General features: G+C 63.4%; 19 protein-coding genes. 4 read left to right on the top strand and 15 right to left on the bottom strand.

What is annotated here, in order from left to right; genetic code table 11:
• The first annotated feature begins 411 nt into the window (after positions 1-411).
• Positions 412-786 (top strand): type II toxin-antitoxin system RelE/ParE family toxin, encoded by a 375-nt coding sequence (locus QZ853_RS12855; protein ID WP_295573808.1) that lies wholly within the window; start codon positions 412-414, stop codon positions 784-786.
• A 14-nt stretch (positions 787-800) separates the two neighbouring features.
• Here the strand turns inward: QZ853_RS12855 and QZ853_RS12850 are convergent, their stop codons facing one another.
• The 3 genes from QZ853_RS12850 to QZ853_RS12840 all read right to left on the bottom strand — a co-directional run bounded on the left by QZ853_RS12850 (position 801) and on the right by QZ853_RS12840 (position 2,251).
• Positions 801-1,115 (bottom strand): XRE family transcriptional regulator, encoded by a 315-nt coding sequence (locus QZ853_RS12850; protein ID WP_295573805.1) that lies wholly within the window; start codon positions 1,113-1,115, stop codon positions 801-803.
• Between the two features lie 204 nt (positions 1,116-1,319).
• A complete protein-coding gene (locus QZ853_RS12845; protein WP_295573803.1) occupies positions 1,320-1,820 on the bottom strand; it encodes a hypothetical protein in 501 nt (166 codons plus the stop codon).
• A gap of 203 nt (positions 1,821-2,023) precedes the next feature.
• Positions 2,024-2,251 carry a hypothetical protein gene (locus QZ853_RS12840; protein ID WP_295573801.1) on the bottom strand — a complete coding sequence of 76 codons (228 nt, stop codon included), beginning with the start codon at positions 2,249-2,251 and terminating at the stop codon, positions 2,024-2,026.
• A 76-nt stretch (positions 2,252-2,327) separates the two neighbouring features.
• Between QZ853_RS12840 and QZ853_RS12835 the strand changes: the two genes are divergently transcribed.
• Both QZ853_RS12835 and QZ853_RS12830 read left to right on the top strand, forming a co-directional pair.
• Positions 2,328-2,993, top strand: a complete 666-nt coding sequence (locus QZ853_RS12835; RefSeq protein ID WP_295573799.1) for an SOS response-associated peptidase — start codon at positions 2,328-2,330, stop codon at positions 2,991-2,993.
• Between the two features lie 105 nt (positions 2,994-3,098).
• On the top strand, positions 3,099-3,530 hold the full coding sequence (locus QZ853_RS12830) for a hypothetical protein (protein WP_295573797.1): 432 nt from the start codon (positions 3,099-3,101) through the stop codon (positions 3,528-3,530).
• On the opposite strand, the gene QZ853_RS12825 is transcribed toward QZ853_RS12830, so the two are convergent.
• From QZ853_RS12825 to QZ853_RS12780, 10 genes are all read right to left on the bottom strand, one after another.
• Entirely contained in the window at positions 3,517-4,245 is a 729-nt protein-coding gene (locus QZ853_RS12825; RefSeq protein ID WP_295573795.1) for a hypothetical protein, read from the bottom strand. The genes QZ853_RS12830 and QZ853_RS12825 overlap by 14 nt on opposite strands.
• A 1-nt stretch (position 4,246) precedes the next feature.
• Complete coding sequence (locus QZ853_RS12820) at positions 4,247-4,531, bottom strand: hypothetical protein (RefSeq protein ID WP_295573793.1); 285 nt, start codon at positions 4,529-4,531, stop codon at positions 4,247-4,249.
• On the bottom strand, positions 4,528-7,890 hold the full coding sequence (locus QZ853_RS12815) for a host specificity protein J (protein WP_295573790.1): 3,363 nt from the start codon (positions 7,888-7,890) through the stop codon (positions 4,528-4,530). Before QZ853_RS12815 ends, QZ853_RS12820 begins: the two co-directional genes overlap by 4 nt.
• A 110-nt stretch (positions 7,891-8,000) precedes the next feature.
• Entirely contained in the window at positions 8,001-8,585 is a 585-nt protein-coding gene (locus tag QZ853_RS12810; protein ID WP_295573787.1) for a tail assembly protein, read from the bottom strand.
• Complete coding sequence (locus QZ853_RS12805) at positions 8,578-9,318, bottom strand: C40 family peptidase (RefSeq protein ID WP_295573785.1); 741 nt, start codon at positions 9,316-9,318, stop codon at positions 8,578-8,580. The genes QZ853_RS12810 and QZ853_RS12805 overlap by 8 nt, the downstream gene beginning before the upstream one ends.
• Positions 9,319-9,380: 62 nt before the next feature.
• Entirely contained in the window at positions 9,381-10,076 is a 696-nt protein-coding gene (locus QZ853_RS12800) for a phage minor tail protein L (protein ID WP_295573783.1), read from the bottom strand.
• A complete protein-coding gene (locus QZ853_RS12795; RefSeq protein WP_295573781.1) occupies positions 10,073-10,534 on the bottom strand; it encodes a hypothetical protein in 462 nt (153 codons plus the stop codon). Before QZ853_RS12795 ends, QZ853_RS12800 begins: the two co-directional genes overlap by 4 nt.
• A 1-nt stretch (position 10,535) precedes the next feature.
• Complete coding sequence (locus tag QZ853_RS12790; RefSeq protein ID WP_295573779.1) at positions 10,536-11,480, bottom strand: hypothetical protein; 945 nt, start codon at positions 11,478-11,480, stop codon at positions 10,536-10,538.
• Between the two features lie 9 nt (positions 11,481-11,489).
• Positions 11,490-11,825 (bottom strand): phage tail protein, encoded by a 336-nt coding sequence (locus tag QZ853_RS12785; protein WP_295573776.1) that lies wholly within the window; start codon positions 11,823-11,825, stop codon positions 11,490-11,492.
• Complete coding sequence (locus tag QZ853_RS12780; protein WP_295573774.1) at positions 11,818-13,992, bottom strand: hypothetical protein; 2,175 nt, start codon at positions 13,990-13,992, stop codon at positions 11,818-11,820. Before QZ853_RS12780 ends, QZ853_RS12785 begins: the two co-directional genes overlap by 8 nt.
• Between QZ853_RS12780 and QZ853_RS12775 the strand changes: the two genes are divergently transcribed.
• On the top strand, positions 13,991-14,260 hold the full coding sequence (locus QZ853_RS12775; RefSeq protein WP_295573771.1) for a hypothetical protein: 270 nt from the start codon (positions 13,991-13,993) through the stop codon (positions 14,258-14,260). The two genes, QZ853_RS12780 and QZ853_RS12775, sit on opposite strands and share 2 nt — an antisense overlap.
• Here the strand turns inward: QZ853_RS12775 and QZ853_RS12770 are convergent.
• Entirely contained in the window at positions 14,257-14,613 is a 357-nt protein-coding gene (locus tag QZ853_RS12770; RefSeq protein ID WP_180859114.1) for a phage tail assembly chaperone family protein, TAC, read from the bottom strand. The genes QZ853_RS12775 and QZ853_RS12770 overlap by 4 nt on opposite strands.
• Before the next feature lie 83 nt (positions 14,614-14,696).
• Positions 14,697-15,200: a phage tail tube protein gene (locus QZ853_RS12765; protein ID WP_295573767.1), complete on the bottom strand. Its 504-nt coding sequence runs from the start codon at positions 15,198-15,200 to the stop codon at positions 14,697-14,699.
• Positions 15,201-15,253 lie beyond the last annotated feature (53 nt).

The following is a 15,253-nucleotide window of genomic DNA, read 5'->3' as shown; positions in this document are numbered from 1 at the left end:
AAGCCGCATGCGGTGCGGCGTTTGTGCCCTTCGCGCTGCTGCATACCGGCCCGTATGGCCAAGCGCCGACCGAGAAGACACCCCCACGACAACGGATTGCCGACTCTCTGCCGCCCGAATGCCAGGGTCTAGCGCCCTCCTCGGTCTAGCACCCTCCTCCAGATCGCCGTCACGCCCAGCGTGCGGGGTTCCCCAGGTGGCACCAGGCATGAGCGGTGCCCTGCAATCTCCCCTCGAGCCCTGCCGAACAGCCTGTCAACCCTCGTCATGTCAGAAAGTCACAAAAACGACTTGCCATATATATCCGAACGAGCATAAACTGTGGCCGCCACCAAACCGGTGGCTCAGACCAACCAAGAGAGGCGCATATGGACCTAGGACTATTAGTGAACTGCGAGGCAAAGACCCCAAATGGTTACGACGAGCGATGGTGACAGCGCTGCCGCAGCGGGCGGCGTAAAGCGTGAAGTTGTATACGTGAAGCAGGCGGAAAAGGAACTCAAGCAGATGTTCGGCTCAGTTCCGAAGTGGCGGGCGAAGCAGGTTGCCACCTGCATTGCTTACCTGGCGGATGGCGTGGAGCCAAACTTGGAAATTCGCCAACTGGCACTTTCCAAAGGGCTGAAGGCGTGGGAAATCAAGCTGAATGGAAGCCCGGGGCTCAGGGTGGTGTTCACCAGCAAGTTGGCGGGGAAGCTGATCATTCTCTACGCCGGCAAGAAGACCGCTCAGGGCACGGATCAGGAGATGATCCGGACGGTCGAGGCGAGGCTGAAAGCGTTGTAAAAAAAGCGGTGCTCTTAGAGCACCGCTTTTTTTACTTCCATCGAGATCGGCACAACAGTGTTGGAGGGGTCGAAGCTGGAATCAATCCTGTAACCGCTCCGAATGAGCATGCTCAGCAGTGCATCGATGGAGAACTTATCCAGCCGTCCGCGGAAAAGATTGCTAACGCGCGGCTGGCTGACCTGCAACTTTTCGGCAATGGCCGCTTGTGTGAGGTTCTGCTCACGGCAAAGCGACACCAGGGCTACGGCAAGCTTAGCCTTGAGGGAATCGATGTTGAATTCAACAGGATCGTTGCTCAACATCTGAAAGATGTTCTGACTGTTCATTTAAGGCACTCCCAAAAAAGGGAGGAATGGCTTGACCATGTGCATAGACGCAAGATTATACAAGTACGGACAAATGCGTCAACTGTTGGTGACACGTTTTTTCGGCATCATTCAGACGTGTGCTGCACAGCCCGACAAAGCCCGTGCCGTGTGTCTCATTGGCGGCGTCGGCCTACTGCTTAGCAGCAGAAAGCTGGCCACTGGTCAGTAGCTGCGGGGGAGTTGCGCCTGCCCTGCTCTGACCCAGGTCTTCATGGGATCCCTCGCCCTTGGCTTGGTCTCCTTCGGCGGTCGGCGCGGTTCCAGCGCCGCCTTGATCCGCTCGACTTCCTTCGCCCCGGCCTCGGCCAGGCGCCGGGCCTGTTGCTGCTGCTCGCGGGTTGGCGGCAGGCCGGGCAGCGGCGGGGGCAACTGGATCGGCGTGCTGTCGGTCAGCCGGGCAACGGCCTCACGCAGAGGCAGCTCGGGATAAAGCCGGGCTGCGCACCAGCGCTCGGCGAAGCGCTTCGCCTGCCGCACGCTGCCCGCGCGAACTTCCTTCACCTGCCACATCTTCTGGCCTTCCATCCATAGCCGGACCCCTGGACCGCCGTCGGGCGTGACGCTGGCCGTCTCGCGCCCGTTGTACCAGAGCGCCCAGCGCTCACCCGTCTGGACCCAGCCAGAGGGAATCGGAGCGGTGCGGAAGCCGTGGGAGGAATGCATGGCCGGAAGGATACGACCGGCCGTCGCAGATGCTGCGAACGCGGCAGCGACCTGCCTGAATCGTTCGAGGAGGGTGCCGGCGCGGCGCTGCTCACGCGCCTCCGGGTTGAGCTGCCTGCGGCCCCGGATCCGGCAAGGTCAGGATGCCCGCCTTGGCTGGCTGACACCATCGGGCAACGGCTCGATCACGGTTCGGCAATGGCCTACGCGTGGCCAAAGGGCAAGCCCGGCCGACCACCTTGGCAGGCTGGGCACTTGCGCAGGTGGATGTCGCTACCGTTGGCCCCGTAGCTCTCCCCGCAGAACTGGCAGTGCAGCACATAGATGCCCTGGCCATGATCCGTTCCGGGTAGACCTGTGGCCCGGACGTTCTTCTGACCATTCGGGTTGATGAAGCCGATCTTGGTAGTGCCCTTGTCGACTCTGGCCATGGCGTCGCCCCCTGAGAACTGTCGTAAGTGTAGCCGTATACGCGGCACCCACTCCTGCCAGAGGTAGGCTGCTGCAATGTGCGGCCGATTCGTCCAGCTCCCCGTGATCGACTTCGGCCAGCCGGGGCTGGCTGACCTTGCTCCCGGCCTGGCCGAGATCCAGGCCAGCTACAACCTGGCCCCGACCCAGCGGGCCTCGATCATCCTCGACCGCGGCGAAGGCCGGCAGGTCACCCGCCTGGCGTGGGGCCTGCTACCGTTCTGGGCCAAGGCCAAGGGTCTGCAGGGATCGACCATCAACGCCCGGATCGAGACGGTGGCCACCAAGCCGGCGTTCCGGTCGGCGTTCAAGAAGCGCCGCTGCGTCATCCCGATGGCCGGCTACTACGAGTGGTCGGTCAGTCCCGAGGACGGAAAGAAAGACCCCTGGTTCATCCACGCCACCGGGCCACTGCTGGCCGCTGGCCTGTGGGAGGACACCAGCCCGCTGCTACCCGAGGGCAACCTGGGCACCTTCACCATCATCACCGGCGACAGCAGCGGCGTGTCGGCCGACATCCACGATCGCATGCCGGTGTGGCTTCAGGCCAGCCAGATCGATGAGTGGATGGCCGCCAGCCCGGACGACGCCATGACGATGCTGCTGGCCAGCGAGACGCCGGCAATGGAGGCGTACCGAGTCAGCCGCGCGGTGAACACGCCTCGCAACAACCGCGAGGATCTGCTGCAGCCGGTCGCGTGAGATCACGTTCGCGACGGCCAAACGCGAACGGTTTTCTGTAAGGCGCATGCCCCCGCTTTCGGCGTAATCTCGACCCTGTTCGCAGCACAACACAGGGAGAGCGTCATGCGCGTACTACTCACCACCACAATCGCCGCAGCACTGATCACCGGCTGCAGCACCGCACCGGGCGTCATTCACGGGCGCACGGTCGAACTACATCGGGAGTCGTCCGTCGCCGGCGAGAGCCTCGACGACTTCGTGGTGCGCATTGCCCCACACGCCTTGGAATCGTCCAAGACTGCCCGGGCAACTGCTTGCGGCCAGATCGAACAGGATGCAGACATCTTCAGTGTGCAGCTAAAGACCGATGGCTACGTGAGTGACTGCGGCCTACCGCGATCTGGACAACCGTATGTACTCATCAACGGCACCGCGACGAGTGCCAGCGAGAACCATTTCTCGCTGGTAAACCGCAATCGACCTGGCTACCTGATCACCCCTTGGGCAGTGAAGTATCAAGACGCGTCAGGTCGGCGCACAGTCAGTAGTTTCTGACGTCCAGGCAAAGACCTCTTGCCTGTAGTGATCCATATACTCCCGTCGGATATGGCGGGGGATTTGCGCCCTCCAGTGTGAAGCTCCGCGTCACGATGGCCATAGTGGAAACAACACCACTGCCGGTCCTGAAACCGGCAAGCTGTGTCTGCACCTGGTAGAAGAATCGATTGGGGTCCGAGACCGGACCACCAGCCACCAACGTGGACAGGCTTGGATTCGAGAAAGCCACTGCGAACCCGGATGAGATCGGAACCGCGTAGTCGTTGGCGATGCTCGCGACGGTGCCGCTTATCATGCTCAAGATGCGCATGTACTTGTAACGCGAATCGAACACGACGCGCCCGTTGTTGGGATTCCGCACCCTCATGCCGTGAGGGATCGCGAATGCCATCTGGGCTACGTCCGTGGTGTCAAACACCCAGTACTGAACAGTCGTCACTGGCGTGCTGGTGATCAGCTCCCAGGTGTAAGTGGTCCCCGACTTGGTGCGCTTCCTCAGTGCCACGAACACCCCATCGCACTTCACCGCTATTAGTGGCTCATTGCAGCCGGCCATCTGAATCGTGGCGATCCCACAGAAGGACTCGCGACCAGACGCCCCCAACTGCACAGTCACGACGCTTCCTTTGTCGCGCAGCGCCAGGTTCTCGTAGAGAGGATCGATCTGGACCAGGCTGCCGCCCTCATTGCGAATCCGTGCGCCGTAGGCCATTTCAGTATCTCCCGTAGACCAGCGTCCCACCCACCCGCATGTAGTTTCCGTAGGTCCAAGTCAGAACGGATCCGTCGTCACTGAAGTTAGGGGTGGCCGAGCCAGTGTCCGACGAGCTGGTGGCGCAGAAGTAATAGAAGATTGGGTTGGTGCCGCTGGCCGGCACTACTACCGACCCGTTAACGCCGGCAGAAATCTCTACACGGCCCATGATGCGCGGGAGGCGCGTCGTGATGTCGATCAGAAGATTCCCTTGCGGGTCACGCTGACGCAGTCCGTAGGTCACGGTAGCAGCCTCCCGAATTCACACAGCGCCACACTTCCGTCGCTGTTCCACGCGCGCAGCGCACTGTCGGTCATCTCCATGTAGCCATCTCCGGTGTTTGCACCGCGCATGGTCAGCGAAGCGTTCTTGTCCAGTTTCCACCGCGGCAGGCCTCCAGCGCCCGTGGCAGTGGACTGAATCACATCGCCGATCATCGCGTTCTGGATCCAGCCGGTTCCGATCAGGGCCTGGCTGATAAACGTCTGGCCGTTCTGAACCACGAACGGCGCTGTCGTCACGTTGTTGGCGATGTTGATCAGCGCGAAGCGATCAACCTGGAACAGCGCCTGGCTCTGGAAGCTTCCATCGGGCTGCTGCTCGACACCCAAGCCGAAGCCGGCGCCGTAGATCCGGCCGTCGGACGTAACCTGCGCTCGAAGTGTGTATGTGGCGCTGATCTTCCCATTGAGGTCAACCACGGCCAGCGAGGTCTGCTCGACCGCTGCCTGCGTCTGCCCGACCTGAGCCTGCACGGTATCGGTTCGTTTCGCCTGGGCGTAATCGCCCTCTGCGATGACCGTCTGAATGGTCAGCGTCCCGGCGAAAACCGTCTCGTCGCCGGCGCCCCAGTCCTCGTCACCCGCAGCCTGCACGTTCAGCTGCACGAACAGCCCGTCGGTTTTCTGGCCGATGGCCTGAAGGCCGGTCTCCGGATCGTTGACCTGCAACTCCAGCGTGTTCACCCGGCCAGCGACCGCACCTGCTTCCGCAATGGCGTCGCCTACGTCCTGCCAGTTCGTGCCCGGCGGCTCTTCGTTGCCCGGATCGGTGCCCTGCCAGCTCCAGATCTTCCCGTTGTGCACGACCGTCTGACCCGGCTCATAGGTGTCGGCTGCGTCCCAGATCAATGGCACGATCTGGTCGATGCTGTCGATCTTGCTGCGCAGTGCCTGGCCCAGCGCGCTCTCACTGATCTTCCCAGCGAAGTACGCGTCGTAGTCGGACTGGTTGGTGCTGGCTTCGCCCATCACACCGACACCTTCCGGATACCAAGGGCCGATGTTGCCGCTCCGGTCGACCAGCCGCGCCCAGAAGAAGAAGCGGGCACCTGCGGCCAGGCCGTCCAGCTCCAGACGGTTCTGCGGGTAGGCGTAGTCTCCGAGCTTCGTGGCCGTCTCTCGGTTCGGGCTGGGGCTGCGCCAGATCTCGGTGCGCTGAGTGTCCGTGGCGCCTGGCGGGAAAGCCCAGGCCAGTCGGATGCCGAAGACGATGGAGGTGGCAGTCAGCGAGGTCACCGCCGGCGGCGGCTCGGTCTTGCCGGCAATCGTCGTGAGCGGGCTCATCGCCGGGAGCGAAACGGCATTGAGCGCGTTCACCGCCCTCACGCGCGCAAGATACTGCCCGGCGTAGATCCCGGGCACCTCGATGCTGCTGGTGGCCACCCGCCCAGCGCGCACCCAGTTCAGGTCGTCGCGACGCCACTCCACGTCGTACGCGATGGCCTTGTCGGCTGGGTCCCACTGGATGGTCAGCGTCGGGGTGGCGATGCCCTGCTCGATCACCACGTGCGAGGACAGGGCCACGTTGGTCGGCGGCGGCTGGACGCTGGGCGGAATGATGCTGATCGGCGGCGGTTCGAGGCGGGTGCCATCGTCGATTGCCGCATACTTGCCCGGGACGTGCTTCAGCGCGGTGATGTTGTAGGTCAGTTCCTCGCCTTCAGTGACGGCGATCACCCGGAACAGCTGCAGCACCAGGTCGCTGGATTCAGTGGCCCACACAGACTGCGGCACCGGGACGGCCGACCACGGCGCCGAGACTGTGACCACTCCACTGGCGGCGTCGATCCCGTTGATGGTCCGACCTTCCGTGCGCCCACTGGGCAGCGTGGCGCGCAAGGTGTCGCCCACGGCCATCGTCTCTGGCACCAGGTCCAGGGTGAGACTGCTGGCGCCTGCAGCACGTATACGGCCGGCGTTGCGGCGCCCTGCCCGGTTCGGGTCGGCCACTTGGATCACGTCGCCCGGCATGCAGTTGAGGGCATCCAAGCCCACCGCGAAGCTGACGGTCTCGGTTTCCAGGCTTTCCGTGTAGAGGATATGGTTGCCCACCCGTTGCGCCTGCGCACGCGAATGGCAGCCGATGGCCGTGACCTCCGCCTGGTTCACGCCGTAGCGCGCTATGGCGTCGAGGTGCTGAACGACCTCCACCTTCTGTCGGCCGAAGTCGTCCGGATCGGTCCACGACACCAGCGCGACGGTGTGCCGCGTTTTCCGGCCGCTTCCTTCATAGTGGAACCGGCCTTCGATGACGTTGGCCTGGCTGTAGGTCGGGCCCGGGTCCTTCGGCATGTCGGCCGAGGCCATGACTTGACCAGCGGCGTAGAAGCTGATGCCGCGGAACATGCCGGCCATGTCCTGCAGCACCTTATAGGCGTCCGCCCTGCTCTGCAGGTACAGGCTGCAGGTGAACCGCGGCTCCTGGCCGCCCATGCCGTCGCTCACCAGCTGATCGCAGTACTGGGCGATCTGGTACAGCCGCCACTTGTCCACCCAGTCCAGCGGGATGCGGTTGCCCAGGCCGAATCGATCATTGGTGACGATGTCGAAGAACACCCAGGCCGGGTTGTTCGTCCAAGCCGAGTTGAAGGTGCCATCCCACACGCCACTGTAGGTGCGGCCGATGGGGTCGTAGTTGCTGGGCACGCGGATGATCCGCCCCCACACCCGGTAGGACCGCGACGGGATGTTCTGGAACTGACTCGCGTCGACCTGGACCGCGCACAGCGCACTGTTCGGGTAGCGCAGCTTCACATCGATGATCTCGGTCATCGAAAGCACGTTCACCGTGTCCGAGATCAGCGAGTTGTTCTGGTTCGGGGTCAGCCTGCGAATGCGGATCTGCCACTGCGAGCCGGCCGGCAGGTCGATGCGACGGCTGCGCTCGTACTGCGTGGTCGTCTTGCCAGTGATCGCGTCGTTGAGCACCGTCGTGTAGGCGCCGCCGTTGACCGAAACATCCACCGCGTAGCTGATGGAGTAGCCGTTGCGGTCGCCGTTCGACTCGTCCACCTTCTGCAGCGCAGGCACGGCCAACCGGATACGAACTGCCGAAAGGTCGGCGCCGCTGACCGTGCGCACGACCGGCTGATCGCTGCGCAGCTCGACATTTACCCCGATCTCGTTTTCCACGGAAGGGAAGCCGGGGATGTACTCCTGGTCCTGCGTTCCGGACCGGGTATCCACCGCCACACCAGCGAAGTTCAGCCCGCCGTCTGGGTTCTGGATGGGGACCTGGTTCAGGTAGATCGACTGGTTGCCGGCTACCAAGCCACGAATCTCGCCCTCGCTGACAAGGTCGATGATCCTGGCCACGGCCATCGAGTGCAGACTGTCCGGAGTCTCCACCGGTGTGCGGCCGTTGCTGCCGCTCTTGCCGCCGGCGCCGGCCAGCTGCAGACCGCGTGCGATTGGAGTTGCGACGGGCAGGTTCAAAGCTGGTCCTCCGCCATGATGCCGCCGCTGATCACTGCAGAGCCGACCAGCATGCCCTTAGAGTCGTGGCCGCCGTACGCCACAGGAACGGGGTTGCCCTGCGCTTGGGTGTTGACGGTGCCGTTCATGCTGTAGTTCGGCCGGTTCTCGACGCTGTCCTGTGACCCGAGCCCTTTCGGTTGAGGCCCGAGCATCTGCACTACGCCGCCCACAACCATCACCCCGCCCTGGATCACGAGGTTGTAGTTCTGCGTGTAAACGCCCACAACGATCAGCACCACCCCCATGATGATGTTGAGAATGCCCCCCCGTTTGCTGCCGAGCAGCACCGGTGCGATCCGGATGTCTTCCTTGCCAGGCGGGTCTTGCAGCTGCTCTTTCGTCAGGTTCTGCTTACCCACGAAGACGGCGAACGCAATGCCGTTCTCCTTCGCACGGGTCAGGTACTGCTGGAAGCCCGGCAGAATCGCACACAGCGCGCGCACGGCCTCGGCTGGGCTGTTTACGGCCAGCTGGAAGGAGCGCCCGAAGCGGCTGCCCAGCTGGCCGTACAGGCGGATAGTGCGCAGGCGCTCAGACACGGGCTGCCTCCTTATGACGGACGATGTACCGGGTACGCTCGGCCCACATGCCGCCGTAGGTGATGACCTCCGACAGGCGGCCGCACATGTGATGGAGCATCTGGCCATCACCGAGGTAGATGCCGGCGTGGTTCGGGACAGGCGAACGGATCTGCATCAGCACCATGTCGCCGCGCTGCGGGGCGCCTTCGATCAGGTCGAAGCCCTCGGCGCGCAGCCGTTCCAAGCTGTAGAGGTCCTGCCCCTTCTCCCACCAGTCGTCCTCCCGCTCGTACTGGCTGAGCGTGATGCCCAGCTCGCGGTCGTAGAAGTCCCGCACCAGCGTGTAGCAGTCGAGGATGCCGTGGGCGAACTGCCGGCCAACCAGTGGCGCGACGTAGCCGGTGGGCTGGATGGTCTGCAGGTCGCCACATTCGGGATCGGCACCGGTGACCTGCCCCACGCTGACGATGTGCCACGGCAGGCCGCTGGCCTCACACATGACGCGGTCAGCATCCGAAGCTACGGCTGGGGCGTTCGGGTGGCTGTGAACGACGGCCAGCACCTCACCCACGTCCTCGGCGTCGGCGAAGTCCTCAGCCGGCAGCCGGAAGTGCTCGCTGGGCGTGGTGGCCACGTTCCGACAGGGGATGTAGGCCTCGCCATCGCCGCCGGCCACGATCAGGCCGCAGCACTCGCGTGGGTACGCGGCCACGGCGTGCGCCTGGATGGCCTGCAGAGTCGTCTGTTGCATGGTCTCGCCCATGAAAAAGCCCGCACGTGGCGGGCTGGATGGTTGCTAGATGGTGGCGCGAATCAGGTCCGAAGCAGGCCTGCGGCCGGGAAGCCACCGTAGGGCAGCGGCTTGTCGGCGCCGAAGCGTAGCTTGCAGCTCCCCACCCGGCCGCCGCACTGGTCACGCGCGGGGTCGGTGGTGGGAACGTCGTTGGCGTCGGCCACGGCCGGCCCGTTGTAGCCGCAGTAGGGGCCGCGGTAGCCACCCCGGATCAGCCAGCCGCAGACTCCGGCGATGACCTGCCGGCCGGGCAGCTGCTCGCCGTTGAGGTCGATCGCCGTGGTCAGCTCGAACTCGACCGTTTCCTTCGTCTCGGAAACCTTGCGCTCGATGAACCAGATCTCATCCTGAAAGTGCTCGCCTGGGTCGGCCGTGGGGTTGCCTTCGGGGAAGTTCGCCGCGTCGAGGTATTTGGCCAGCGTCTGCCGTCGGATGACGCGCGCGCCGACCAGGTCGTCGAACAGCAGGCACAGAGCAGCGATCCGGCCATCGATGTTGCTGACCTTCAGTCGGGGATTCGGCGGCTGATCGCTGGTCCGGGAAAAGCCGGTCGCATCGATCGGCCAGGGCCCGTACTCCTGGCCCTGCCACCAGATCACGCCAGACTGCAGGTGCGCGTGGAAGAACAGCTGGTCGGCGCCGAAGCTGCTGGCGTCCAGCTCGAACAGGGTGATGCGGCCGCCGGGCTCCAGCTGCTGGGCATCGGCTGTGATCATGCCAGAACCGCCGATTCACCGGTGCCCAATGGCAGGGAGACCTCCCCGGGCCAGTTAAATGCCTCCGGCTGGGGCAGCAAGGCCCGGACCTGATCCCAGGTTTCGATGCCAGCAGGTGCGGCCAGCACCAGAGCCTCCAGCTCCTGATTCACTGCATCACGCCAGGCGACCATCGCCCTTGCCTCGTCACGATAGCGAGGCACGCCACTGTTGAAGTACCCGACGCAAGTCTCAATGCTGTCGTAGCGCCTATCCCTTATCCATGCGGTCATCCAATCCCAGGCGGCGGAACGAATAGCCTGATAGTGCTGTGGTGAGTGCAGTTCGTACGGTGTGGCTGGCGGAAGTGGTGAGTGTGATCTCAGCCACTCCTCCGGCCACTCACGGTGGCCTCGCGGGATCATTGCTCCTGTCTCCAGGCAGATCAGGACGGAAGGGTCATTCGTCTGGCGATACATGTCAAAGCTCCGCGTCTGCAGCCCAGTTCCCACGCACCAGATAGGAGGAGCCTGCCGTGATCCCCGATCCCAGGTTCATGTCGCCAGACCAGCCGTCGACATTGATCTGATTAGCGTCTCCTACGACGGCGAAGGACGCATAGGACCCTGAAATGAAAACAGACATCATCCCGGTTTGCTGAGATCCAGCGAGGTTGTCGGTGTAGGGGGTTACTGATGGAGCGGACCTCTTTCGAACCTTGAATGGAATCTCAGTGATTCGAACTGACGAAGACGAATAGCCGGATCCTTGATAGGCGTGGCCAGTTCGTCCTGTCCCGGGGGCCAATCCATCGTTGAAGCTGGTCTCGTAGTAGCGACGACACAGCATCATTTCGAGTGGGCGCGATCGAACTTGGAAAGGCGTGGAAGAACTTCCCATTTCGAGCTTCGGCCTGCTGTATGTCACCCCAGCCGCAGTCAGTTGGACAGTCATGTTGCCGCTGCCAGTTGGCGTCAGCGTCACGCCGCGCCTGCCCGTTCCCGCAGTGATCGTGCCAGTTGCGCCACCCACATTCACCGCGATGTTGCCGCTGGGGTTCTCCACGCTAATAGTAAGTGGGAGCCCCCAGGCGACCACAGGTGCTTCAATGATCTGCTGCAGTGGGCCGCTGGTATGAGTGAAAACACCAGTGGTAGCGTTAATGCTGACATTGCAACCGCCGCTCCCAGCTTTCCAGCGGTCGTACCCGTAAGCTCCGGCTGCAAGCGCTCCACCTGCGAATCCGCGCTGATTGATTGGGACGCCGCAGTTGATGAGCATGTTTTCTCCGCCTACTGCAGCCAGCCCAGTTACAAGGCCATACAGTTCTGCGTCGTTGGCGTTCACCTTCTCAAAGGCGACCTTTGCCGGGTCACCTTTGTAGGTTCCATGGTCGGTGGTGGTGTCGATTACTTGCTGTGCCATGGCTATTCCTTACGGCTGGAACGTTTGTTCGAACGTGGCATTGAGCGTGAACACGTCATTGCCATGGGGAATGAGGGTGTAGGTCTTGCACAGGTACAGGCCCTGCACGCCAAGGGGCGGGGTCCACAGGAACGACACTGCCCCCTTGCGCGCACGCAGGAAGGCCAGCGCAGGACCAACCTTCGATTCCTTACCCACGATGGAGATCGGCCACTGCTGGGTCTCGTTGTTCAGGCCATCGGCAGCGGTCTGTCGGTAGCCATCGCCGAACCTCGCCCCGCGGGTAAGGAAGTCGCCGGTGCCGGTGATTTCGGTGCGCACGCACCAGGTGAAGACCTCAGCCATTGCTCACCCTCATCTGATGGAACAGGCCACCGGGCCGGGACTGTTGGGTGGCCCACTCGTTCATCTTGGAAGCGAAGAACTGATTGAGCCGGCGAGCGTCCTCGCTGCCATCGCCCTGCTGGGCAGTGCTGGTGCCATCGGACGAGATGTTCATCGTGGTATTGAAGTTGTTGGTGATCCCGCCACCGCCTCCAATGGCTGATGCGGGCATACCTGCGGTGATCGGACGAACCGAACCGGCGTCGCCGGGGATCAGGTAGGTCTTCCCGCCCTGGTCGAACAGTTCGGGCCGACCGCCCTCGCCCACCCGGTACATGCTGCCGCCGGCCACCGGGCCGCCGCCGGCGCGGCCTCCAGACGAGCCGCTGATCGCGCCGCCAATGGCATTGATCCAGCCGGCACCCGCGCCGCTGTAACTGCTGGCCCAGTTCCCAATCATCTTGAAGATCTGCGAAGCGGCGGCCTGCGCAGCCATCTTCTGCAGCGTCTTGACAAAGCTCTGGACCATCCCGCCCAAGCCCTCCGAGAACGGATCGAACAGGAAATCTGCGAAGGCATCTTGCATGTTTCGGGCGGCCTGGTCGGCGTAGGTGCTCCACTGCCCGAAGGTCTGCTCCACCGACGAGCTAGTGTCGTCGTCGATACCGAACATGCCATCGAAGGCGTCAGCGAACTTCTGGGCACTCTCGCCCATGATCGACTCGGCCTCGTCGATGTTGCCGAGCATGTCCAGCAGCGAGGCGCTGGAACGGAGCGCGGACTGCGCTGCCGCGTCAATGCCCTTCAGGCCGCCGGACTGGATCTCGTAATTGACCCGGCTCAGCTCCGAACTGTCGCCGAACAGGGCGATCTGCCGCTCCAGCTGGTCATTTGCGGACCGATAGGAGTCCTGTAGCTTCTTGGACGCCTTTTCCTGTTCCGAAGCTGCGGATTTTGCCTTCTTGTCGGAGTTTTCTCGCAACTCTTTCAGCTTGGCTTCCCACTCGGCCGCACGCTTACGCTGCTCGGTCTGATCCTTGGTAGCTTGGATCTCATCGGCGGTTGCCCGGGTTCGCCGGCCGCGCGGACCACTCCTTGCACCATCGGGAATTCCAGATCCCCCGCCCTGCATCGCGGCCCAGCCCTTATCGGCATAGGCGGTCCCCTTCATGTAGTCGCTCAGAAAGGCGTCAATACCCCCGCCCTGCGAGCCGAACACGCCGCTGTACTGACCGGTCACCAGCTTGACTACAGCGTTCCCTTGCTTCTCCACCGCCACCAAGCCGCCTCGCAGCCGATCGAGCCAGTCCTCGACCGCCCCGAAGATCTCAGCCGCCTTGCCGATTTCACGGAACGCCGTGGCGATCCCGTGAGCGACATCGCGGACGCCGCCGCCCTCCTTCGCGACATCCACCAGCTTTGTGGTCAAGTCAGTCAGCGTGGGCAACAGCTCGCTGGCCAGCTGGGTGAACCAGCCCTGCGTTGCGGCGCGCAGGTCGTCGAGGCGATCGTTGAACGCGGCCGCAGCCCCTGCAGTGTCCGAGTCGATGACGATGCCAAGCGAGCGCGCACGTTCCTCCATGGTCCGCATGCCGTCGGCGCCGAGACTGAGGAACTCCAGGAACTCCGAGCCCGACTTGCCGAACAGCTGCATCGCCAGCGCGGTCTTCGTTGTCTCGTTGCTGATGCCAGCGAACCGATTCTGCACCTCGGGCAGCAGGTCCTCGAAGCTCCGAAGGTTCCCTGCCTGGTCCTTGACCGAGATCCCCAGTGCCTTGAACGTCTTGTCCGCGTCGCTGCCGGCCTTCGACGCATCGGCGATGTTCTTGCTGAACTTGGGAATGATGCCGACCAAACCTTCCAGGTCCGAGCCAGTCATCTTGGCGGCGTAGCCCCACCCCGACAGTGTTTCCGTCGAGATGCTGAACCTGGCCGACAGTTCGTCGATGCGATCGGCAGCATTGATCGCATTGCTCAGGCCGGTGATCGCTGCGTCCACGCTCGCGAATGCAGCAATGGCTCCGCCGATCACGCTGCCGATGGCAGTGAATCCGGCCACGATGCCCTTGCTTACGCCGGCCGCGGTCCGCTCCATCGACTTCATGGACTTCTCAGCCCGCTGGGTGTCCGTCACGAACGACCCAGTTTTCATCAGCAGGTCGATGACGATGGAGCCGGCAGTTGCCATGCGATCAGCCTCTCGGGGGTCTCAGGCCGAACGCTGCAAGGGTTCGCAGGTCGGCGTCGGGGAACTCATGGGCAACCGGAGTCGGCTGCAGGAAGTCGAGGTTCTTCTGGATCGACCCGCCGAAGCTGGCGCCGATAAGCGCTGCTGGTCGGTGGTAGCGATGCAGGTCGTCGAATGGGTACAGCTGATAGAACGCCAGCCATCGCTGGAATTCGGGCTCGGGCAGATCGTCGATCTCCCCGAGCGTCTTGCCGAGCGCGAGGCCTAGGATGCAGCTGAAGTACTCGCGTCCACGCTCGGCGATGACTTTTTTGCGTCTTCACCGATACCGGCAACAGCCATGACGTGGGGGAACAGGTCGGTGAGGCCGTTCGCCGTCAGGTTCTGCGACTCAGCTTCGCTCAGCACCAGCGTCCCGTCGGCGTCACACAGGCTGGCCGCCACCAGGCGCTGCATTGCAAAGCAGGTCTCGTCTTCGTTGCCGGAGGCTTCCGCCGCGCGCCAGCGGCGCATCTGGCCGGCGCTGACCTGGCGGAAGTGCACGGTCTCGGTCGTGCCGTCGCTGAACTTCACCTCGCGCGCGACCGGCGCATTGCTCGTCAGGATCTTGCTCTTGTCCATCAGCCGTTCTCAGTAAGTGGGGGCCGGATACGCGACGGCTGGGCGCGCAGAGCCGGACACCCCGAAGGTCTACGCGTGAGCCGTCAGGCCGAATACGGCCCGTTCCAGTGGGGAACGACGCTGCCACTGCGCTGGATCGTCAGCGTGCCGCGCACGATCTCGTTGGTGGCGATGTCGATGTTCAGGTCCGCGACGTAGCCACGGAAGCCGATCGAGGTGCGCAGGGGTGATGCGGGGGGCACCAAGGCATCGCCAGTGCCCAGGGTGGGCGCAGCTACGCCGTCGCTCAGGCCGATCAGCCAGTCGATGACCTCGCGCGATTCCTTCAGATCGAACAAGATCTGGTGCGACTGGCTGCGCGGGATGAAGTTGAACGGGACGCTGACCTGCCCCGGATTGCCCAGCCCGCCCTCGAACTCCTTGTCACCAATGGTGCTCAGGCAGGTGGATTCGATCTGGTCGGCAGCGCCGCCCAGGCCGGTGATGCCAGTCGGGCACTCGAACTTCAGGACCGAGGCGACGCTGGAACTCAGCTTGTCCACGGTGAAGAGCTCGGACCCCTGGGTTTTGATGACGCCCTCGGTCATTGCAAAGTCCTCTGGTCAAAGAAAAACCGCCTCGCGGCGGTCGTTGGGGTGAT

This window comes from uncultured Stenotrophomonas sp. (assembly GCF_913778665.1).
Classification (GTDB): domain Bacteria; phylum Pseudomonadota; class Gammaproteobacteria; order Xanthomonadales; family Xanthomonadaceae; genus Stenotrophomonas.
The sequence above is the reverse complement of the archived record's forward strand: the minus strand, read 5'-3'. Positions and strand labels throughout refer to the sequence as shown.